The 22,044-nt window shown below is 30.7% G+C and carries 15 protein-coding genes and 1 pseudogene; 8 read left to right on the forward strand and 8 right to left on the reverse strand.

The annotated features are described in order from the left end of the window. Positions 1 to 323: 323 nt before the first annotated feature. From secA to AABI72_RS03965, 5 genes are all read right to left on the reverse strand, one after another. Positions 324 to 3,008: a preprotein translocase subunit SecA gene (gene secA / locus AABI72_RS03945; protein ID WP_338364652.1), complete on the reverse strand. Its 2,685-nt coding sequence runs from the start codon at positions 3,006 to 3,008 to the stop codon at positions 324 to 326. 285 nt (positions 3,009 to 3,293) lie between these two features. Continuing rightward, entirely contained in the window at positions 3,294 to 3,767 is a 474-nt protein-coding gene (locus AABI72_RS03950) for a DUF2155 domain-containing protein (RefSeq protein WP_338364621.1), read from the reverse strand. A gap of 4 nt (positions 3,768 to 3,771) precedes the next feature. Then, positions 3,772 to 4,233 (reverse strand): MlaD family protein, encoded by a 462-nt coding sequence (locus AABI72_RS03955; protein ID WP_338364623.1) that lies wholly within the window; start codon positions 4,231 to 4,233, stop codon positions 3,772 to 3,774. Between the two features lie 12 nt (positions 4,234 to 4,245). Beyond that, a complete protein-coding gene (locus AABI72_RS03960) occupies positions 4,246 to 4,521 on the reverse strand; it encodes an NADH-ubiquinone oxidoreductase subunit NDUFA12 family protein (protein WP_338364625.1) in 276 nt (91 codons plus the stop codon). A gap of 84 nt (positions 4,522 to 4,605) precedes the next feature. Further along, positions 4,606 to 5,625 carry an ABC transporter permease subunit gene (locus AABI72_RS03965; RefSeq protein ID WP_338364627.1) on the reverse strand — a complete coding sequence of 340 codons (1,020 nt, stop codon included), beginning with the start codon at positions 5,623 to 5,625 and terminating at the stop codon, positions 4,606 to 4,608. A 42-nt stretch (positions 5,626 to 5,667) separates the two neighbouring features. Here AABI72_RS03965 and AABI72_RS03970 point away from each other — a divergent pair, with 42 nt between their 5' ends. The 3 genes from AABI72_RS03970 (at position 5,668) to AABI72_RS03980 (ending at position 9,873) form a co-directional block, all read left to right on the forward strand. Further along, the gene (locus AABI72_RS03970) at positions 5,668 to 6,831 is read left to right on the forward strand and encodes a hypothetical protein (protein ID WP_338364629.1); all 1,164 of its coding nucleotides are present in this window, start codon (positions 5,668 to 5,670) and stop codon (positions 6,829 to 6,831) included. A 70-nt stretch (positions 6,832 to 6,901) separates the two neighbouring features. Beyond that, positions 6,902 to 8,311 carry a nitronate monooxygenase gene (locus AABI72_RS03975; protein WP_338364631.1) on the forward strand — a complete coding sequence of 470 codons (1,410 nt, stop codon included), beginning with the start codon at positions 6,902 to 6,904 and terminating at the stop codon, positions 8,309 to 8,311. 1,001 nt (positions 8,312 to 9,312) lie between these two features. Then, entirely contained in the window at positions 9,313 to 9,873 is a 561-nt protein-coding gene (locus AABI72_RS03980) for a thioredoxin family protein (protein ID WP_338364633.1), read from the forward strand. Positions 9,874 to 9,876: 3 nt separating this feature from the next. Here the strand turns inward: AABI72_RS03980 and AABI72_RS03985 are convergent, their stop codons facing one another. Beyond that, positions 9,877 to 11,019 (reverse strand): aminotransferase class V-fold PLP-dependent enzyme, encoded by a 1,143-nt coding sequence (locus AABI72_RS03985; protein ID WP_338364636.1) that lies wholly within the window; start codon positions 11,017 to 11,019, stop codon positions 9,877 to 9,879. 432 nt (positions 11,020 to 11,451) lie between these two features. On the opposite strand from AABI72_RS03985, the gene rimP reads away from it, so the two are divergent. From rimP to AABI72_RS04005, 4 genes are read left to right on the forward strand one after another with little or no spacing between them, the layout of a single operon-like run. Then, on the forward strand, positions 11,452 to 11,910 hold the full coding sequence (gene rimP / locus AABI72_RS03990) for a hypothetical protein (RefSeq protein ID WP_338364638.1): 459 nt from the start codon (positions 11,452 to 11,454) through the stop codon (positions 11,908 to 11,910). 20 nt (positions 11,911 to 11,930) lie between these two features. Then, a complete protein-coding gene (gene nusA / locus AABI72_RS03995; RefSeq protein WP_338364640.1) occupies positions 11,931 to 13,481 on the forward strand; it encodes a transcription termination factor NusA in 1,551 nt (516 codons plus the stop codon). After that, entirely contained in the window at positions 13,456 to 16,086 is a 2,631-nt protein-coding gene (gene infB, locus AABI72_RS04000) for a translation initiation factor IF-2 (RefSeq protein ID WP_338364643.1), read from the forward strand. Before nusA ends, infB begins: the two co-directional genes overlap by 26 nt. Before the next feature lie 2 nt (positions 16,087 to 16,088). After that, a complete protein-coding gene (locus AABI72_RS04005) occupies positions 16,089 to 16,505 on the forward strand; it encodes a hypothetical protein (protein ID WP_338364645.1) in 417 nt (138 codons plus the stop codon). 11 nt (positions 16,506 to 16,516) lie between these two features. Here AABI72_RS04005 and AABI72_RS04010 read toward each other — a convergent pair. Both AABI72_RS04010 and AABI72_RS04015 read right to left on the reverse strand, forming a co-directional pair. Next, positions 16,517 to 17,980 (reverse strand): annotated as a pseudogene (locus AABI72_RS04010) (DNA translocase FtsK); the annotation flags it as partial. 176 nt (positions 17,981 to 18,156) lie between these two features. Next, positions 18,157 to 19,023 carry a DNA translocase FtsK 4TM domain-containing protein gene (locus AABI72_RS04015; protein ID WP_338364648.1) on the reverse strand — a complete coding sequence of 289 codons (867 nt, stop codon included), beginning with the start codon at positions 19,021 to 19,023 and terminating at the stop codon, positions 18,157 to 18,159. Positions 19,024 to 19,169: 146 nt separating this feature from the next. On the opposite strand from AABI72_RS04015, the gene alaS reads away from it, so the two are divergent. Further along, positions 19,170 to 21,797, forward strand: a complete 2,628-nt coding sequence (gene alaS, locus AABI72_RS04020; protein WP_338364650.1) for an alanine--tRNA ligase — start codon at positions 19,170 to 19,172, stop codon at positions 21,795 to 21,797. The last annotated feature ends 247 nt before the right edge of the window (positions 21,798 to 22,044 follow it).

Here is a 22,044-nt window from a genome sequence, read left to right on the forward strand (position 1 = left end):
AATATTATATATAAAAAATTTTTGCTGACAAGTAAAAACAATTAATTGTAGTTAGAATTATCTTAAATTGTATGCAATTTTTAACATGATTAGAAAGTCACTTTTATCCATCATAGTGTTGCATTTATCTTCTTTCTAACGTATTTGAGAATGAAAATGAACAATTTAATAGCATCTGCACGTTAGACAGAATTAGTAGATATTTATTAGTTTATAATTTTTTTCATTATAAAGATTTTTTAATTTTTATAAAATGTTTTTATTGTCTGATATTTAGAGATTAGCATTATTAGTCTAATTTTTAGAATAACAGTAAATTTTTGCTAAGATTTTTTTGGCGAGCCATGGCAATTTTTATATTTTTTCCCCGATTTACAAGGACATGCTGCATTTCTTGATACCACACCCCATGTTGATGGTTTAAGAGGGTTTGATTCTACAGGGTTGTGTTTTTTGCGACTAACTAGCAACACTGGTGGTGTTGTGTTTTGATTGGCAATGTCTTTTATACCATCTTCAACATCCACTCTAGAAAAGCCCATAATGCATGATTCGTCAATTTTTGCAAGACAAGCATTAAATGCTTCAAAAGCTTCTTTTGAATATTCAATAAATGGATCTTTGTTGCCCATGGCACGTAGGTGTATACCGGAACGTAAACTATCAAGATTTGCAAGGTTTTCAGCCCATGATTTGCCTATTACTACTAGCCATATTCTTTTTTGTATAGTTGCAGCATTTTTTTTACCATAAATTTGTATTTTTTTTGCAAAATGTGCCATGGTAATTTCATTAATTTGTTTTAAGATTTTGGCATTAGAAGAATTATCTTCCATAATCCAAGGATTGATATCAATACGAAAACCATATAGCATGTTAAAATGAGCATCAAAGCTATTAGTATCCCAGTCTTCGGGATATTTTGCAGAGCCTGCTAGTTTATTAATCATAGCTTCATTGACTTGCTCTCTTATTGCCTCAAAGCTCTCAAGAATATCATCATCACTAGCATTCATTAGTTGGATGCGCTGCTTGAACACAACTCTTCTTTGTTCATTTATAATATCATCAAATTTCATAATATTCTTACGAATTTCATAGTTGCGCATTTCAATTTTTTTCTGTGCTTTTTGCATTGTTTTGTTAATCCAAGGGTGCTGAATGGCCTCTCCATGTTTAAGGCCAATTTTAGTCAGTAGTCCACCTATTTTATCTGAGCCAAATATACGCATTAAATCATCTTCAAGTGATATAAAGAATTTTGATGCTCCAATATCGCCTTGTCTACCAGAGCGACCACGTAACTGGTTATCAATTCTTCTGCTTTCATGTCTCTCTGTTCCAATTACAAACAATCCACCTGCTTCTAGTACTTTATTTTTTTGTTTTTGAAATTTTTCATAAAATTTCTCTTTTTCTTTATTGTAAATTTCATCTTGAGATTCAAGATTTTGGAAATCTTTTTTTATATATTCAGCAAAAGCCATATCAACGTTTCCACCAAGTTTTATATCTGTGCCACGTCCAGCCATGTTTGTTGCAATTGTTATAGCACTTGGACAGCCAGCTTGTGCAATAATGTTTGCCTCTTTTTCATGATATTTCGCATTTAAAACTTGATGTGTTAGTTTTGTTTTTTTCAAAATTTTTGACAGATATTCCGATTTCTCAATACTGACAGTACCAACTAACACTGGTTGTTTTTTGGCATGACATTCTTTGATTAGCTCTAATATTGCATCATATTTTTCTATTTCTGTTTTATACACAACATCATTATGATCAAATCTTTTTACAGGCACATTAGTTGGAATGCTTACTACAGATAAATTATATATATTTTTTAGCTCATCTTCTTCAGTAACAGCAGTTGCAGTCATGCCAGATATTTTAGGATACATTCTGAAATAATTTTGAAATGTTATTGATGCCAATGTTTGACTTTCTTTTAGAACCTGAACTCCTTCTTTGGCTTCAATTGCTTGATGTAGCCCATCTGAATATCTGCGCCCATCCATCATTCTGCCTGTAAATTCATCTATAATTATTATTTTTCCATTTTTTACAATGTAGTCCTTGTTGCATTCAAAAAGTGAATGTGCTTTTAATGATTGGTTTATTAAATGCACTGTGTCAAAATTATCTACACTATAGAGCTCAGTGTTTGCTTTTATTATATTTGCTTCATATAAATTTTTTTCTATTTTTGCAATACCAGAATCTGTGAGAAAAACACTACGGTCTTTTTCATCTATGGTATAGTTGGAGCTATCTAGTTTTTTAATTATTTTGTTAATTTTTGGATAAGCACTAATATCATTATCAACCATATCCGAAATTATAAGAGGAGTTCTAGCTTCATCAATTAGTATGGAGTCCACTTCATCAATAATAGCATAATTAAAGGGGCGCTGTACCAGCATGTTTTTTTCTAAGCACATATTATCTCTTAAATAATCAAAACCAAATTCATTGTTGGTACCATATGTGATATCAGCATTGTAGGCATGCTTTCTTACATCGGGTGCCATATTTGAAAGCACACATCCAACGCTCATACCCAAGGCATTGTAGATTGTAGACATCCAATCTGAGTCACGTTTTGTTAAATAGTCATTTACTGTTACAACATGCACACCATTGCCAGTTAGTGCATTGAGATATGCTGATAAAGTTGCTACCAGTGTTTTACCTTCACCGGTTTTCATTTCTGCAATTGTGCCAGAATGTAGTACAATTCCACCAATAATTTGTACATCAAAGTGTCGCATATTCATTTTTCGTTTTGAAACTTCACGAACCACTGCAAAAGCACTTTCTAGAATATCATCAATTGTCATGCCTTTGGACAATAGCTCTCTAAATTCAGATGTTTTGTTATATAATTGATCATTACTAAGCATCTCAAGTTTTGCTTCCATGGCATTAATATTATGAACTGTTTTTTGCAGGTTTTTAATTTCTACATTTGGTGTTTTTTTTAAGATTTTTTTGGCTAATCTAATGATTGGCATTGCTACAACTATTTTATAATCCTAGATTGTGAATATTATACAATAAGCATAAAGACACTAATAGAAAAATTTGTTGAGATGTGCTTATTACTATTAATGGGTATTAAATTTATAGCTTAGAATCTATTGTTATTTATTATGATTTATAGTTTATTGATTTTATAAATATTCTTATATAAGAGAGGTTTTTATTGCTTGATTAAATATTATAATAGTTAAGATAGCATTTATTTACAGCTATTTGTTAATAATGATGACTTGAATTTGGATAACTTAATGTTATTTTGCACATGATATTAATTTTATATCATAAATACTGTTATTAATATTATTCAAAAAATAAAATTTGGAGAATATCCATCCATTAAGCAAATTAATATTTTTATTATTTATATCATTATAGCTTATTTTCAACAAAGCTCTGTGTCCATCATCTGGCGCATCTTTCACAAACCAGCATCCAAATAGCTTGATATTTAATCCCTCAAATATTTTTTGTTCATTCTTTGCAAGTATTTTAGTGGTTTTTGCAGTCATTTTATTAAGTACTAAAAGATTTGCATCACTAAAAAAATTATTTGTATCTGTATAACTATTTGCTTGATGAGTTTCATTGATTTTGTTGTAGTGTAGCTCATCAATGTTTTGTGATTTTATACTGTTTTTGTTATTTATTTCTGATAGGAAGGTGCTTATAGCATTGTCATAGAGCATTGAATCATTGTAAGAATTAGCAGACATGCTTAATATCATAAGGCTAATTATTATGATGAGTTTTTTCACTAAAAGGTTTACCTACAATAAATTTTTCTATTATTGATTCTAAACTAAAATCATATGATTGTGAATATTCAATAAAATCATTGTGCTTAAGTGTTTCAGTAGAAAAACCAGGTACAATGCGCATATATCTATTGCCCATAAATCCTTCTGTTGTAAGCTCTGCTGAGCTGTCTATTGGTAATGAGAATTGTTTGTTTACAGCTAATGTTACTTTAACTTGATAATTTTCAAGCAGCTTTCTTTCTACTATATGTCCAATTTTTACACCATTTAATCTAACATCACTACCATTTTTTAGGCCAGTTGATGAGCTAAGGTTCACATAAAGAATATAGTTATCAACATACGATACATTGCTTTTATAATAAAATATTATTGTGATATATGTGGCAAAAAGTAGCACTAAAAAACCTATTAATGTTTCAAAAGCCTTCATTTAATCTCCTTGCTATGTTTTTATTTTATGATTGTATGGATAGTAGGCAAATTTTGTTCCTGTAAGATTTGGTGTATGAATTACTTTTCTCTTGCTTGTTAGATGTTTAACTAGTTTGTCATCTATTGTATAGCTTAGCCATGCACGCCATTCTGGTGGTGTTTTTGTTATTTCTGTAATTCCATTATAAATTACCCAGCGTTTATTCTTTTTCTTATTGCAATAATAACGATTTTTAAGATTGTCTGTACCAATCAATACGCCAAACAACGCAGTATAAAGAAGCATTGTTATCCATGTTTAGTTAAATTTATACTTATGCTATACTCTTTTTAAACCACAAAAATTAACCAATTGTCAATATAGCAAAATTTATTTTTTTTTACTACTAGGTTTGCTCTTAGATGAAAAGCGTAGATCATTACCTATAAATATTAGCATTATCAGTATATATGATAGAATGGTAAATATTGATATTGCAATCCAAGGTGCTGACATATTGCCTCTTGCTTGTTCTAACACTACGCCCAATGATGGCATGTTAAATGATAGGCCAAAACCTATAAAATCAAGAGCAGTTAATTTTATTAATCCTTCAGCAATTAAGAATGGTGTATAGCTTACAACAGATCCTAATGCATTTGGAAGTATGTGTCTAATTATTATTTTAAAATTGCTTACACCAAGTGCTCTGGCAAATAATACATAGTCCATATTTCTTATGCGTAAAACATCAAAACGCATCATATTTGCCACTTTTGCCCAACTGGTGAATGATATAATAAGCAGCAGGATAAAAAATCCAGGCTTTGCTATATATGAAATTGCTATTATTATAAAAAAAAATGGCATGCTAAGCCATATTTCAGTAAAGCGTTGTAGCAATATATCTGTATATCCACCAAGATATCCTTGCAATAAACCCATTAATATTCCTATAAACAGTACTATAATGGTCATTAATAGGCTAAATAACAATGAAATTCTGTATCCATAAAAAATTTGTGCAAATACATCACGACCATGGTCATCTGTGCCAAATATATTTTCACTTGTTGGTGGTGATGGAAAATCTTCACCTAAGTTATAGTTGATAGTTTTATAGCTGAATTTTATTAATGGCCATATGATCCATCCATGATTGTTTATGTACTTTTGTACATCAACATCAAGATAATCTGCTTCAGTTTCTAAATAACCACCAAATTCAGTTTCTGGATATATTTTAAAAATGGGGAAATAATATTTATTTTTACATTTTGCTATTAAGGGTTTGTCATTTGCTATAAAGTTTATAAAAATAGCTATAATGGTGAATATTATAAATACAATAAAAGCTAGTTTGCTGCTTTTTTTATTGAAAAAATTAATTTTGTTGATAGCACTAAGCATTTATTTGTTGACTATAAATTTATTTTACTAATAAGCATTGGCATGATACTTCCATTTGTAAAAAAGACTTATCGAAAAATAAGTAATAAAGTTAATAATACCTTTACATTGTTTGTTTGGCTAGTATTCTTTTTTCTAGCTGGTTCTTTGAGTGTTTTGTTTGTTCCAAGATTAATTAGTGTCTTTGGTATGTATGCATTTCCAATAGGTGGTGTGACATTGGTTACTGTATTTGTGCTTTCTAGAAAAATGTTACAAATTTTGGGAACTAGTATTAAGGTACTTATATTTCAAGCAGAACCAACACCAGAGGAATTGGAGATCATTGAAAAATTTCATAAGCAGATATTGGATTTTATCTGCAAAGAAAAGAAAAAGGTATTAAAAGATCTTGATAGAAGTATTAAGGAGCAGATTGTTGACTTGGAGTTGACTATATTTTGTAAGAAATCACCAAAGAACTTTATCTCTAAAGCAATTGGCAATAGCTGGACAGAAAGAGATATGAGAGTGATAAAATCTTATATGAAGATGCAAAAGGATTATTTAGAGTTAGAAATGTTGGTTTTGGGAAATTCTTATGACAACTTAGAAAGTGTGGCAAAAGCTGTTTTAAATAAGATGCCCATGGTTGACAAGAGTCAGGTATTTTCAGAGATTTATAATATTATGAAACTAGAAAAGCAGCGTAATGCAGTAATGCTTGAACGTTATAGACTTGATTTTAAAAAGAAAGCATCTAATAGATATAGAGAATTGCGTAATTATTTGTTAAGAGTTGATTTATATGGAACAAAAGAAGAGACTAGGATAGATGATATTGTGTCATATAAGATGTTGGCTGATGGTTATTGCCCATTAGTTTCTGGTTCTCCAGATTACAAAATATTTTGGCATGATATTGCTGACTTTGATAATGAATATAATGAAAAATTTTACACTTTTACCAGTGAGTTTACTGAAAGCGTAAGTCCAAATGTTAAATTTGTTGATGAGCCTAAGATAGGATTATTGCAGAGATTAAAAGATTTTTTTTCAAAAAAAGATGATATTGAGCCTAGGTACAATAGAAAAGAAGTGCAACAAAATAGTGACAACAAGCATAGCTCTACAGAACATAGCAATAAACCTAAAAGCCATATTTTATCCCATGATACAGCGTCAGCTTTAGTAAAACAAAATATTTCAGTTGGTGTAGGTGCATAGTGCACCTAAATTTCTTGACTATTGGTATTATTTTTTGTATAAAAATTAACAAATCTTTTGTCCAGTTGGAATGGTAAAAATTATTAATCCTATTAAATTAGGAGGTAAGGAAGTGCTGCCTATTATTGAAGGTGGTAAGGGCATTGGTGTAAGTAATGGTAGTTCTGCTGGCTCTTTTGCAGCAGCTAATGCTATAGGAACTTTTTCTGGAGTATGTGCAGAAGCTATTGATGAGAATGGTAAATCAATAGAGTTAAAGTATAGTGCAAAAAATAGACGAGATAAGCATGAGGAATGGGTAGCCTACAGTGTGAATGGTGGCATTAGTCAGGCTAAAATTGCTCATGATATTTCTAAAGGCTCTGGTGGTCTGCATATAAATATTTTATGGGAAATGGGCAGTGCACAACGAATACTGCATGGCATCATGGAAAAAGTGTCAGGTTTTATAACTGGAATAACTTGTGGTGCAGGTATGCCATTTAAACTAGCTAATATTGCTGCAAAATATAATGTACACTATTACCCTATTGTTTCATCTGTTCGTGCCTTTAATGTTTTATGGAAAAGATCATATTATAAGTTTTCAGAATTATTAGGTGGCGTGGTTTATGAAGATCCTTGGTTAGCAGGTGGTCATAATGGAATCACTAATCGTGAAGATCCATTGGTTAAAGAGGCACCTATAGAGCGTTTATTAAGCATAAGAAGATCAATGAATGAATATGGTTTATCTGATAAACCAATAATTATGGCTGGCGGCATTTGGTGTTTAAATGAATTGCAGCATATTACTGACAATAATGAGCTTGCTCCTATTGCCTTTCAGTTTGGCACTAGACCTCTTTTAACAAAAGAGAGTCCAATACCATGCTCTTGGAAAAAAAAATTGTTGACTATTAAGCAAGGTGATGTATCTATTAACAGATTTAGTCCAACTGGATTTTATGCATCCATGGTGCATAATAAATTTCTTGACAAGCTTATACAGCGTTCTAAAAGACAAATAGAGTTTAGTAAATTGCCTACTAAAAAAATGACAGTTCCTTTTAATACAGGTCATACAGGAAATGAAAGAAGTATAGTCTATATTTCTGATAAAGATAATATTGAGATGCAAAAATGGTATAGTAGTGGATTTAATGTGGCTATGAAGACTCCAGATTCTACTTTGGTGTTCACAACTCCTAATGAAAAAAGAGAAATTGTAAGAGATCAGATTAACTGTGTTGGTTGTTTGGGTCAATGTAGATTTAGTAATTGGCGTGATGCAGAGCCATATACTACAAATATTAAACCAGATCCAAGAAGTTTTTGTATTAGTAAAACATTAAGAGAGATTATAGCATATGGTGATGTTGAAAATCAGCTGATGTTTGCGGGACATAATGTTTATAGATTTGCAAATGATCCATTTTATAAAAACAATTTTATTCCAACTGTAAAACAGCTTGTAGATCGTATTATTGAGGGTATGTAGAGATTTATTGTTTGAATTTTATTATAAAAGTTTATATTAAGCAGACTCTACTGAATGAATTTAAATTATGGTTTTGATGATTGGGTAAGATAATTGAACAATTTATCTTTACAGGTTTATATAGTTATAAATGTAATATTTATGATATATAATTTGATAAGTTCAATGCTGTTTGCTGTACTGCAGTTTGCATAATTAATAATACATTGCTCTTATGCCTGATTGTAACTACAGTTTATTTGGTTGTATTTATTTGCATTGGATTTATTAACATATTATAAACAGACTTGCTAACAAGACTGTGGAAAATATCTATGTATTGATTATTTTCCGAGCTTAACTAATTATAAATCTTGCAAAAAGAAGAAATGTGGTAAAATAGCTATTACTACTGTAGTTGAGATAAATATTAAGATTATTGTAAAAAAATTAATAATTTTTAAAATTAAAACAACTTATAAGTAATTTTATTTTAAGGTAGTTTTTTAATACTTAAGTATCAATATTTATTATTTTTAGTTTTGTTGAAAATTTTATATAAAATTAACATGTCATTAGAAAATAGAAATATAATAAATGAATTAACCATTAATGATATATGCCATAGCTTATGATTCACTAAGAGCCATAATATACTGGAAAGTTATATTAGTACTCACTATTGAAATAATAAATAATCTATTCACCTTGAGTTGATATTTGAGTTATGTGAGCTAACTCATTGTAATATACTAATCTTTTAATTATATTTGATTTAAAAAAGTATTTTAAATAAGATAAAATTTTTGCAAATAAATAATTTATATTATTAATATATAATATAATTAAGTATATTAACCATAAAGAAAACTTTATTTCTATGTTAATCTTATAATTTTAGCATTCACTAAATTAAGAAAACTATTTAGTATTAAGTGCTACATGTTATTTGCATAGTTCTTGGATGTTGACAGATTGTTCCAAGTGTTTAATATAAATTTATTTACTAGATATTATTACTTATGACAGCCTTGCAAACTCCTCCAATTGATTATTCTATGAATGCAATTGATTTTATTTTGCGTGATGTAAGTGGCAAGATGGTTGCATTGAATGATTTTAAAAATAAAGGATTAAATGGTTTAGTAGTGGCTTTTATTTGCAACCACTGTCCATATGTGCTAGCTATAATTGACAAAATAGTTAAAGATGCTGATGAATTGCAGAAAAAAAATATTGGTTTTGTAGCAATTATGCCAAATGATTATGATAGTTACCCTCAGGATTCTTTTGATAATATGATAATCATGTCAAAGGAGAAAAAATTTTGCTTTCCTTATCTTTTAGATGATACACAGGAGATAGCTAGGTCTTATGGTGCTGTTTGTACTCCAGATTTTTTTGGTTTTGATAAAGACTTTCACTTGATATATCGTGGCAGATTGGATGATTCTGGTATGAAAATTAACAATAGCTCTACTAGAGATTTATTTAATGCTATGTTAACACTTGTAGATGGTGGCAGACCTAATGCAAAAGCTCAATTTCCCAGTATCGGTTGCTCTATTAAGTGGCGTGTGTAGAGCTTAATCAAGAGCATTAAGTCCATTAACAATATCTTGTATGTTATGCTCCATTGTATGTTTTAATCCACAGTATATTCGTAAACAAGAACCAGAAAGCATTTGTTTGTCTGGGAATGTATGTATTAATTTTGGATTGATAATGGTCATCAGATTATCGGCACCACCCCAATTTGTGCCAACTTGAAAGGATTTCATGATCTTGACCATTGAGTCCAATTTTTTAATTGAATAAATTTTGTCTAAAATAATGCTAAACAAACTACCCCCACCAGTAAAATAGTGCTCCCAGAGTTTTTGTTGTTCTATGCTAGTGTTTGCATATGGGTGCATAACTTTTTTAATTCTACTATGTTTTTTGATTTGACTTATTAAGCCTTTGATATTAGTGTTGTGATGCTTCATTCGCATTTCAATAGTTTGAATGTTTTGTATGATATTATAACAATCATCTGGATTAGCAGTTATGCCAAATGTTTGTATGCTTTGGTATATTTTTTTATATACCTCTTCATGGATGCTTGTTATATATCCCATGTTTATATCACCTCTATCGTTCATATATTTTCTTATTGATCCTACAACTATATCTACACCATATTTACCTGGTTTGTGAAATACTGGTGTAGCCCAAGAGTTGTCACACAATAATATAGCATTGTTGAGTTTTGCAGTTTTGGCAATGTTTTCAGTATTAACTAGTGTAAATGAATACGATCCAGGGTTTTCTATAACAACAAGATCTGTATTATCCACTATAGATTGTTCAATTGCATTTGGTTTCAACATGTTAGCAATTGAAACAGTGGCATTAATTTTATCAGCTATTTGATATATGGTTGTTTTTGTTTTGGGGTATATGTTATCAGCAATAACTACATTTTTATTAGGTCTTAGAATGGCAGTGGTTGCAATTGCTATGGCATTTATGCACGATGGTGTTAGCAGTGTTGCAAAACCATGTTCCATTTCATTAATCAGGGCACTAAGATAAACTTGTGTTTGGTTTATAAAAGGACGATAGTTATAATCATGATAATTTAAATTTTTTATTTGTAGTGGGTATATATTTTTTTTTACAGCAGATTTATATTCACTAAATGTGTTAAATAATTGACTGCTTCTCTTATGGATTTTATCAATCAATGTTTACAAATAAATTTTTAAATTATGTTTAAATTATGTTTAGGTAAAATTGATTGTCAATAAAGAATATTATCCTCTAGGTAATTTACCATACCACCTCAACATTTAATTAGTGATTCTATTATTTGTTGGTATAGTGCAGTCTTGTCAAAAAAGCCATGCTTAATATTGTTTTAGTGAGTAGAGTATAAATTATATAATAATGTCCAATGTAGTTTAATTGAATTCATATAGTTTTATATGTTAACAATTTTATTTTACAAATAATTTTATAGATTTTTATATGCTTTTATTATTAAATGCAGTAATAGCATTATATAATTATTTTTTATTTTGTGCTTAGGTCACAAAGGTTAAAAACCTTGACTTGGCAGTGTAGATCAAGGATACTAATGTTCATTATGTAGTAGTATATAGTTTATTGTGGAAGAGATGTTTGTTGATGTGGTGCAGTCATGTTTAAAGCAGATTAGTTGTTGTATTGATAGTCTTGTTTTTAACAAGAATGATTCCATATTGGATGTAACTATAGATCGTCTCGATGGTTTGCCAGTAAATATTTCTGATTGTTCTAAGGCTGCAAAAAATATTAGGTTTGCTTTATCAACATCTGACCCTCTTCCTAATGTTGATTATGCTATCAATGTAGGATCGCCTGGGCTAGACAGACCATTAGCAAATTTAAATGACTTTTTGAAATTTAAGGGTAGGGTGGTTGTTTTGCTTTTAACACCAGGAAGTATTCTTGGCGTTAATGATAAGATTAAAGGGATAATTTCTGATGTTGTAGATAATAAGATTGTGATTAAATCTATTAACAAAGATAAAAATAATGAACTAGAGATAGTAGTACCATATTCTTGTATATGGAAAGCTAAGTTGTCTTTTTAATATTTAGATGTGAGTTTAACATGACTATTGATATCTATGGTAATTTAGAGCTTATGACCATTGTGAGTCAATATGCTGAACAGAGAGGTGTTGATTATGATACTGTTATTAAAGCTATTGAAGATGCTATAGCTATATTTGAGATTAATAAATATAAGTATGAAAAAATAATTGTAAAGATTGATCGTGGAACAGGTTGTATTAATGCTTTTAAAGAGTTGCTTGCTATAGATGATAACAAGGGCACAGGAATATTTATTGATGGCTATCAATGTGTTGGAATAACCAAAGCACGTGAACTGTCAGATGATGTACAGGTTGGTGATATTGTTTGTGAGCCATTGCCAGCTGTTTCATTACGTGATTCTGCACGCAATGTTGTTTTTTCAAAAAATGCTTTGCGTACTAGATTATCTGAATTAATTAGAGATAAGCAGTATAATATATTTAAAGATATGGTTGGTGAATTGGTTACTGGGATAGTTAAAAGAGTTGATACTAAGACACTAACAGTTGATGTGCAAAGTTTTGAAACAGTCATGCCTGCTGCAAACTTAATTCGTGGTGAATTATTTAGAAAAGGTGATAGGTTAAAGGCTTATCTTAGCTCTGTATCCAAAGACGTAGATAGTGTGCGTTTAAATCTTTCCAGAATTCACCCACAGTTTGTTGCTCAGTTGTTTAGGCAAGAAGTACCAGAGATTTATGATGATATTGTGGAGATTAAGTCTATAGCTCGTGCAGCAGGTTCTCGGGTTAAGATTGCTGTATCATCCAAAGAAAGCAACATTGATCCTGTGGGTGCCTGTGTTGGAATGCGAGGCGTGAGAGTTAGAGCAGTTATAGATGAATTAAGAGGTGAGAAGGTTGATATTGTTGAGTATGCATCTGATTCTGCAACGTTTGCAATCAATGCATTAGTTGCAATTGAGGTTGTGAAAGTTATTCTTGATGAAAAAGAAAAACGTATGGAAATTGTTGTTCCTAATCATCAATTGAGTATAGCTATAGGCAAGAGAGGTCAAAATGTTAGCTTGATATCTGTGTTAATAGGATGGAAGATAGACATATTAAGCGAAAAAGATGAAATGGATAGGCGTTCAGAAGAGATGAAAAATGGTACAGAGTTGTTTATGAAGGCTTTAGATGTTGAGAAAATGATGGCACAGTTTTTAGTAATGGAGGGATTTTCTAGTATTGGTGATATAGCTAATTCTTCTATTAATGATTTAAGTGCCATTGAAGGTTTTGACAGCAATGTTGCTGAGGAATTGATTAATAGGGCAAAGAAATACTTGTTGGAAAATGAGGATGAATTATTTAAGGATACTGTTAAAGATGGTGCAGATCTTAAATTAACTATTTTACCACCTATAACTCCAATGCTTTTATTGAAATTGTCTACTGAAGGTATAGAAACAGTTGGTGATTTAGCTGATTTATCTAGTAGTGAATTAAAGGAAATGTTTGTTAAAGATGGTAAAGAATTCTTAGAATTAAATGAAATAACAGATTCATTTATTGATGAGCTAATTATGTTAGCTCGTGAAAAAGCTGGATGGTTTAAATAGTGAGATTAATATGGCTAGTAGTGAGATGGATGGCAATAAAAAAGGAACACTAACGTTAAACAGATCGGATATAGTAATAAATGATGCTGGGGAATTTATACGTACTGGCAGTGCATCTAAATCCAGAGTGGTTAAGGTTGTTAGGAGAAATAGATCCAAGAATGATAGAGATGTCGCTGATATTGATCTATCAAATGATGATTATGATAAAAGAAAGAAGGTTCTTGAAAAATCAATTTCTGATGAATATCAAAAAAAAATGAATGTTCAGCTTAGTGAAGATAACAATACATTAATGGCATTACATTCTGCTTTTGATAATTTGCCAACAGATAATATTAAGGAAAAAAAGGAAATTATTAACAGCAATACAGCAAAAGATAAGGCTGAAAAGCAGCATAATTTAAAGAATTCAATTTCTAGTAAAGATTCTGGTGCAGTTATAAAGAATGATATTGATGTTATTGCTATGTTGTCAACAGCACAGAAAAATGACAATGCCTTGAGAGATAGCAATAAGATAAATGGTAAATCTGATGTTGGCTTGAAAACTACTGTTGTCAATAAAGATAGTCAAGAGCAGTCACAAGATGTTAAGAATGCTAAGCAAAGTGTTTTGGGGAAAAGACAGGATAAGTTACCTTATTCTAAAAAATCATCTAATGATAAAGATGCTAATACTAATGCAATGAGATTTAAAAAGTCTACTGCAACTTCTAATGAATTAGTTGATATAAAAAATTGGAGAGCTGGCTTAGATCAAACAAACGTAGAAGATGAGCGCACTAGGGTTAGAGAGTTATTTAATAGACGTCAAGTTACTAAAAGAAAACACAAAATCACAAAAAATAACAGCACTATTATTAAGAGTATTGATGTTTTTGATAGCATGACTATTGATAGTTTGGCTAAGGCAATGTCTATTAAGATGCTTGAGGTTAAAAAGATAGCAAAATCATTGGGAATAGATATAGCTAATGATTTTGATGTTGATTCTGCTCAAATGATTGTTGAATCATTTGGTCATAAGGCTATCAAAAAAGATGAGCTTTTAACTGTAGATGGTATAATTAGTTCGTTTGCTGGTGATGATGTTGAAATGAAACCATGTCCACCAGTTGTAACGGTTATGGGTCATGTGGATCATGGTAAAACCTCTTTGTTAGATGCAATTCGACAATCAAGTGTAACTTCTACTGAAATTGGAGGGATAACTCAGCGTACTGCTGCATATCAAGCATGCACCAAGAGTGGTTCTAATATTACATTTATTGATACACCAGGTCATGAAGCATTTACTGATATGCGTTTAAGAGGTGCTAATGTGACTAATTTGGTAGTGCTAGTAGTTGCTGCTGATGATGGTGTAATGCCACAAACTATTGAAGCTATTAATCATGCAAAAGCTGCTAATGTACCTATTATAGTTGCAGTTAATAAAATTGATAAGGATGGTGCTAATGTGCAAAAAGTACTTTCCAGTTTACTATCTTATGGTATTGTAGCTGAGAGCATGGGTGGTGAAGTATTAACAGTTGAAGTGTCGGCATTGAAGGCCATTAACCTAGATGTTTTAGAGAATATAATAATATTGCAATCAGAAATTAGTGGTATACTGGCTAATTATAAATGTCCAGCACATGGTGTAGTGCTTGAATCTAAAATGGTTGCTGGTAAAGGATCCTGTGTTTCTGTTTTAGTTAAGGGTGGCATTTTGCATAGTGGTAGTATGGTTGTTTCTGGTGGATGTTATGGTTTAGTAAGATCAATGACCTTGTGGAATAATAAAAGAGTTACTGAAGCTTCTCCTGCAACTCCAGTAGAGTTGGTTGGTTTAAATGGATTGCCAAAAGTTGGTGAGAAATTTGTGGTTGTTTCTAATAATAAAATGGCCAAGGAAATTGTTGATAATTATCACAAGAGCAATAATTTAATGCAACAAGAAGAAAACAATACAACATCACAGATAGAAAGTTTTTTTGTTACAAATACAAAGAAAAATTTAGATTTAGTAATTAAAGCTGACTCACATGGTTCATGTGAGGCTGTATTACATATTGTTAATAGCATTGAAAATGAAGAAGTTGATGTAAATATAATACATCATGGCATTGGTGATATAAATGAATCTGATGTTTTGTTAGCTACTATATCCAAGGCAAAAATTATTGCTTTTAATGTTTCTGCTGATTCTAAAATATCAAGTATGGCAAAATTGCGCAGTATTCAAATAAGCATATATCAGATAATCTATGATATTATAAATGATATTAAAAATTCAATAAGTGCTATGCTGTCTCCAATAGTGACAAGAAAGCAGATTGCCACTGTCTCAGTTCGCAAGGTTTTTGCTATTGATAGAATGACTGTTGCTGGTTCTTATGTTTTAGATGGTATTGTTAAAAAAGATATGGATGTAGATGTTTTACGTAATGGAAATTGTATTTATCAAGGCAAGATAAAATCATTGCAACGTTCTAAAAATTCTGTACAAGAGGTTAATATGGGTTTTGAATGTGGTATTGCTATAGCTGGTTGCAGTGATATTGATGAAGGTGATGTTATTAAGGTTTATGAAGTTAGTAAGCAAAAACGTGTGCTTTAACTATGGTGCATCATGGTGATTTGCAGTACAGAAAAAAACGTATGCCTCGTTGGAAAAAGGTTTCATGTTTAATACAGCAGTTAGTTGCAGATTTTGTGTGTGATTATTTATCAATGCCAGTTACTGTTTCAAGAGCTGAAATTACAAAAGATTTATCCATGGCTAAAGTTTTTTTTATAACTCCACATCCTGCACTAGCTAACAAAGTTGGTTTTCGCAATATTGTGCTTAGAATGCTTCCAGAAAATCTTTTAAATAAAATTCAATATATAGAAGATAATGACATGCTATTTCTATGTTATTTAAATTACATGCATCCTAAAATTTGTGCACATATATTCAAATCATCTAAACTACGGAAAATACCTGCCATATCTTTTTTTATAGAACAAGAAGATTTTTATAATAAAAAATATTAATATTACATTTATTAGGTTATGACAACAGTTCTTTTCCCCATGCCATTTTGTTCACTAACAATACCTTCTTTTTCCATTCTTTCTATTAATGATGCTGCTCTATTAAATCCTATCTTTAATTGACGCTGTAAATAGCTAATAGATGCTTTTCGATCTCTTTTAACTATTGTTACAGCTTGTGCATATAAACCATCTTCCTCATCCCATGAGTTAACAACATTATTTGAAATACTTTCCATTAAGGTGCTAATTTCAGATAAATAACATGGTTTTGCTTGATTTTTTATATCATTTAAAACAGCTTGTATTTCTTTATCACTTATAAATGGACCATGTAGTCTTTGTGTTTTTCCTCCACTGCTCATATACAGCATATCTCCCATGCCTAATAGAGATTCTGCACCTTGTTCTCCAAGTATTGTCCTGCTGTCAATTTTAGATGTTACGGCGAAACTAATTCTAGTTGGGAAGTTAGCTTTAATAACTCCTGTTATGACATCAACCGATGGTCGTTGAGTGGCCATGATTATGTGTATCCCAGCTGCTCTTGCCATTTGTGCTAAACGTTGCACCAAGGATTCTATTTCTTTGCCAGCAAGTAGCATTAAGTCTGCCATTTCATCAACAATTACTATGATTGTAGGCATATGTTTTGCTGGTACTATGACCTCTTTAAATATAGGCTTGCCACTTTCATCAAATCCACTTTGTGTTTTGTATCTAATAGTCTCATTATTTTCAATGCTTTTGTCAATTTTTTGATTGTAACCATCTATGTTTCTTACTCCTAATTGTGACATTAATCTATACCGTGCTTCCATTTCAGCAACTACCCATTTTAATGCTATAACAGCTTTCTTAGGATCAGTAACAACTGGTGTTATAAGGTGTGGTATGTCATTATATAGAGATAGCTCTAACATTTTTGGATCTATCATTATGAATTTGCATTTATTGTAATCCAAGCTATATATAAGTGATATAATCATTGTATTGATTGCTACTGATTTGCCAGATCCAGTAGTTCCTGCTATTAGCAGATGTGGCATTTTTGCTAGATCTGCAACAACATTTTCACCATTTATTGTAACGCCAAGTGCAAGTGGTAATTTTTGTGCAGAATTCACATAGCTATCAGACTCCAAGATTGATCGTATGCTAACTATTTGTCTGCTAATGTTTGGTATTTCAATGCCCATAACATTTTTTCCAGGTATTATGGCTATTCTTACTGAGGTTGCACTTAATGCACGTGCAATGTCAGTTGATAATCCAATTATACGAGATGATTTGATTCCTGGTGCTGGTTCCAGTTCATACAGCGTTACAACTGGCCCTGGCGTAATATTGACTATACTGCCTTTAATGCCAAAATCACATAATGCACTTTCTAGTTTTTGAGCATTTTGCTCTAATCCATTTTGTGCAGTTTTTAAATTTGTTAGTTCTCTTATGTCTAATAAGTCAATTACTGGTTTGCTATATATTTCATCTATGTTTGTTATTTTGTCATCGTTGGTTTCATGGTTAAAATCATTGTCATTTGACTCATGTTGTTCATAATTTAGCTTATCTTTATTTGAATTTTGCTCATCACTGGATTTATAATCATAATTAAAATCATTGTCATTTGACTCATGTTGTTCATAATTTAGCTTATCTTTATTTGAATTTTGCTCATCATATCTTTATTTGAATTTTGCTCATCATTGGATTCATGATTTGGTTTGCTGTCTATATCTTTATTTGAATTTTGCTCATCATTGGATTCATGATTTGGTTTGCTGTCTATATCTTTATTTGAATTTTGCTCATCATTGGATTCATGAGTTATATTGATTTTACTATTCTGATATGTTTTATTTTTGCTATATTCCATAGAAGTTGAATCTATGGATTTGTTGATTGATGAAAAATTATTTTTTTCATCTTCATTGTTAAATATATTCAATGGATAATTTGTAGATTCATTTCCCTCTGTTTCTACAGGTTGTATTTTTATTTGTAGTTTTTGTTTCTTTACGAATTTAATCTTGTTTGGTACTTTGATAGAATGTCCAAATGCTTTAAATATGCAATACACTGATACAGTAAGCATTATGATTTTCATATAAGATGATTGTGGTATTTTTAGCATGAGGTTGCCCATAAAGCCTTTTTGGGCAAACAGGTCAATTCTGTTAAAATAATACACTGTTGGCATTAAACTGGTAGCAGCTGTAGTGGATAGTATTACATATAAAAGTGATTTTTTTTTTGATATTTGTATATTGTCACGAGTTTTTTTAGCCATTATGAAGAAAAATAGACATAGAATAATGCTGCTTATTCCAAATATTTGCATCATAATGTCAGCAATATATGCACCAAATGTGCCTCCAATATTGTAAACTTTTGTTATAGTGGATGTTGTATTTAATGATATATCATTTGGATAGTAGCTAGCTATGATTATTAACAAATAAAGTGCAGTTGCTAGCCATAGGGATGATTTTATATATTTTACATGTGTATTCATTTATCAAATAATAACTGTTTTTGCTATTCTAATGCATTGATTAATTAGTTGGCAATACAATGAGTTTGAAAGGGTATATATATGAGATATGTACATTATTTTTAATAATTATATAATGAGTGTTTAACTCTTATTATTGTTAATATATGAATTGGTTGGCAAGCATAATAAGATCTAAGTTTTTAGATTTTTTTCAGAGTAATGGTCATGAGGTTTATAAATCTGCACCATTAGTTATACCTGATGATAAAACATTAATGTTTGTGAATGCTGGAATGGTGCCATTTAAGGATATATTTCTTGGTGCTCAGTCAATTAAGCATAAAGCTATTGTGTCATGTCAAAAATGCGTTAGAGCTGGTGGTAAGCATAATGATTTAAATATGGTTGGTCATACTGCCAGACATCATACTTTTTTTGAAATGTTAGGCAATTTTAGCTTTGGTGCATACAATAAAGAGCATGCCATTGTTATGGCTTGGGAATTTTTGGTTAAAGAATTGCAGATTCCTGCCAATAAATTGTGTGTTACATATCATTGCAGCGACCTTGAAACAAAAATATTATGGCAGAAGATTTCAGGTTTATCAGATAACAAGATTATTGAGATTGGCACTGATGATAATTTTTGGCGCATGGGCGATGTTGGTCCATGTGGTCCATGCACAGAAATATTTTATGACCATGGCTCTGACATTGCAGGTGGTCCTCCTGGTAGTTCTAATGAGGATGGTGATAGATATGTTGAAATATGGAATATTGTTTTTATGTGCTTTGAGTCTATGTCTGATGGCAGTATGCATGATTTACCTATAGCTTGTATAGATACTGGCATGGGGCTTGAAAGAATAGCTGCCGTGTGTCAGAATAAGCATGATAATTTTGATTCTGATCTTTTTGCTAATATTATTTCTAGAATAAAATCTTTGGCTCCAGGTTGTGATGATTTTGTTTATAAAATTGTAGCAGATCATTTACGTTCATCGGCTTTTTTGATTGCAGATGGTATATTGCCAAGCAATGAAGATCGTGGTTATGTGCTGCGTAGAATTATAAGGCGTTCATTGCTTTATGCTAAATATTATCTGCACTATAAAGGCAATTTGCTTAGTGAGCTTTTACCCAGTTTAATTGAAATTATGGGCACTGTATATTGGGAATTGCAAGATAGACAGAACATAATAGATGGTTGTTACATTAATGAGGAGAAGCTGTTTTCCAATACAATTACCAAAGGTATGGGTTATTTTAATGCATTAACTAAAGATAAAGAGATAATTAGTGGGCATGATTTATTTAAGCTGTATGATACTTATGGTTTTCCACTAGAGTTGACTATTGAGTTGGCTAAAAGGCATAACATATTAACTGATGTTGAGGGGTTTGAGAAGGAGATGTTAAGTCAAAAAAATCGCTCTAGAGTTGCATCAAATTATCAAAATATTGCAGGCACTAAAGATTTATTTAAAATGATTGCTCAGCTTAATATAAAACCAACTAATTTTATTGGTTATGAAAAGCATGAAATTGATGATGCAGAAGTGTTAGCTATTATAGATCAAGAAACAATTACCCTTGTTGCAGAAATTAATAATATACAAAATGCTATAATTATACTTAATAAAACTCCATTTTATGCTGAATCAGGTGGTCAAGTTAGTGATAAGGGTGCCTTAATGAAATCTGGTGAGATGATTAAGATATCTGATGTAAGAAAAGTACATGGCATTTTTATGCATTTTATCAGTGATGTTAAATTTGATATAAAAGTAGGCGATAATATAGGGTGCATAGTGGATTGTGAGCATAGAAAGCTTGTTACCATTAACCATACTGCAACACATTTATTGCATACAGCACTTAGAAAGGTTTTAGGTAAGCATGTGGCGCAAAAAGGTTCTTTAGTTGATGAAAATAGGTTGCGTTTCGATTTTAGCCATATTGGCAAAATTACTACTAAAGAATTGAATGACATTGAATTAATTGTTAATGGTGCAATTCATCTAAATTTACTAGTTGAGGCTAATGAGATGCCATATGATTTAGCTATTAAAGAAGGAATAATAGCTCTTTTTGGTGAAAAGTATCCAGATTTAGTAAGAGTTGTTAATGCTGATAGATTTTCACGTGAACTTTGTGGTGGAACCCATGTTAGCAGAACATCTGAAATAGGTTTATTTAAAATTATATCAGAATGTGCTATAGCATCTGGCATAAGAAGAATTGAAGCCCTGACATCCATTAAGGCATTTAATTATCTAAATAATAGATTAGAGGTATTAACGAATATTTCAGCTTTTCTCCATGTGTCAGCTGCATCTGAAAGTGTTGAATTTATAGAAGTGTTGGAAAAGAATAAAAATTTAATTGATAATTTATACAATCAGCTTAACACATTAACAATAGAAAAAATTATAATAGATTTGCTTAATAGTAAAGTAAGAGTAGGTGATGGTGAGTTCTGTTATATATATAAAGTTTTTGTTAATGAAGATACTAAAGTTATAGTTGCTGCACTTGAGTCATTGCGCAGCAAAGTTAGTAATTGTTTAGTTGTTTGCATTAATGAAATTGGCACAAAAAGATCATTTGTCCTGACAGCTGGAAGTGATCTATTAGGAATTTTGATTAAACTTAGTGCTAAAGGATTGGCTGTATTATTGGATAGATTTAATCTTAAAGGTGGTGGTAAGAACATTATACAAGGTGCACTACCAGATAGAAATATATTAAATCCTAATATGTTATCTGATTTTATAAAGAGCATTTCATAGAGTAATAGTTTAACCTGTTGACACATTGATATTTTAAGATGCTGTAACATAGCTATTAGTATATTGATACTAGTTAACTTATATAAATCAATTACATTAAGTGAAATTTAGTAAGTTTGTTGGTTCTATAGTTATGGTGTAATTTTTTTACTATTATTTTTGTCAAAAATATCATCCTCATCTTCTTCATCCTCATCTTCATCCTCTATATCATCCTCATCTTCTTCATCTTCATCCTCTATATCAT

The organism is Candidatus Xenohaliotis californiensis, from assembly GCF_963930935.1.
Taxonomy (GTDB): Bacteria; Pseudomonadota; Alphaproteobacteria; order Rickettsiales; family CAWVOK01; genus Xenohaliotis; species Xenohaliotis californiensis.

Coding starts and splice junctions, on each gene's coding strand:
- AABI72_RS03950 (WP_338364621.1), bottom strand. CDS start 3,767: ATGATATTAAGCATGTCTGCTAATTCTTACAATGATTCAATGCTCTAT.
- AABI72_RS04005 (WP_338364645.1), top strand. CDS start 16,089: ATGGTGCATCATGGTGATTTGCAGTACAGAAAAAAACGTATGCCTCGT.
- AABI72_RS03975 (WP_338364631.1), top strand. CDS start 6,902: ATGGTAAAAATTATTAATCCTATTAAATTAGGAGGTAAGGAAGTGCTG.
- nusA (WP_338364640.1), top strand. CDS start 11,931: ATGACTATTGATATCTATGGTAATTTAGAGCTTATGACCATTGTGAGT.
- AABI72_RS04015 (WP_338364648.1), bottom strand. CDS start 19,023: ATGAATACACATGTAAAATATATAAAATCATCCCTATGGCTAGCAACT.
- alaS (WP_338364650.1), top strand. CDS start 19,170: ATGAATTGGTTGGCAAGCATAATAAGATCTAAGTTTTTAGATTTTTTT.
- rimP (WP_338364638.1), top strand. CDS start 11,452: ATGTTTGTTGATGTGGTGCAGTCATGTTTAAAGCAGATTAGTTGTTGT.
- AABI72_RS03965 (WP_338364627.1), bottom strand. CDS start 5,625: ATGCTTAGTGCTATCAACAAAATTAATTTTTTCAATAAAAAAAGCAGC.
- AABI72_RS03960 (WP_338364625.1), bottom strand. CDS start 4,521: ATGCTTCTTTATACTGCGTTGTTTGGCGTATTGATTGGTACAGACAAT.
- AABI72_RS03955 (WP_338364623.1), bottom strand. CDS start 4,233: ATGAAGGCTTTTGAAACATTAATAGGTTTTTTAGTGCTACTTTTTGCC.
- AABI72_RS03980 (WP_338364633.1), top strand. CDS start 9,313: ATGACAGCCTTGCAAACTCCTCCAATTGATTATTCTATGAATGCAATT.
- AABI72_RS03970 (WP_338364629.1), top strand. CDS start 5,668: ATGATACTTCCATTTGTAAAAAAGACTTATCGAAAAATAAGTAATAAA.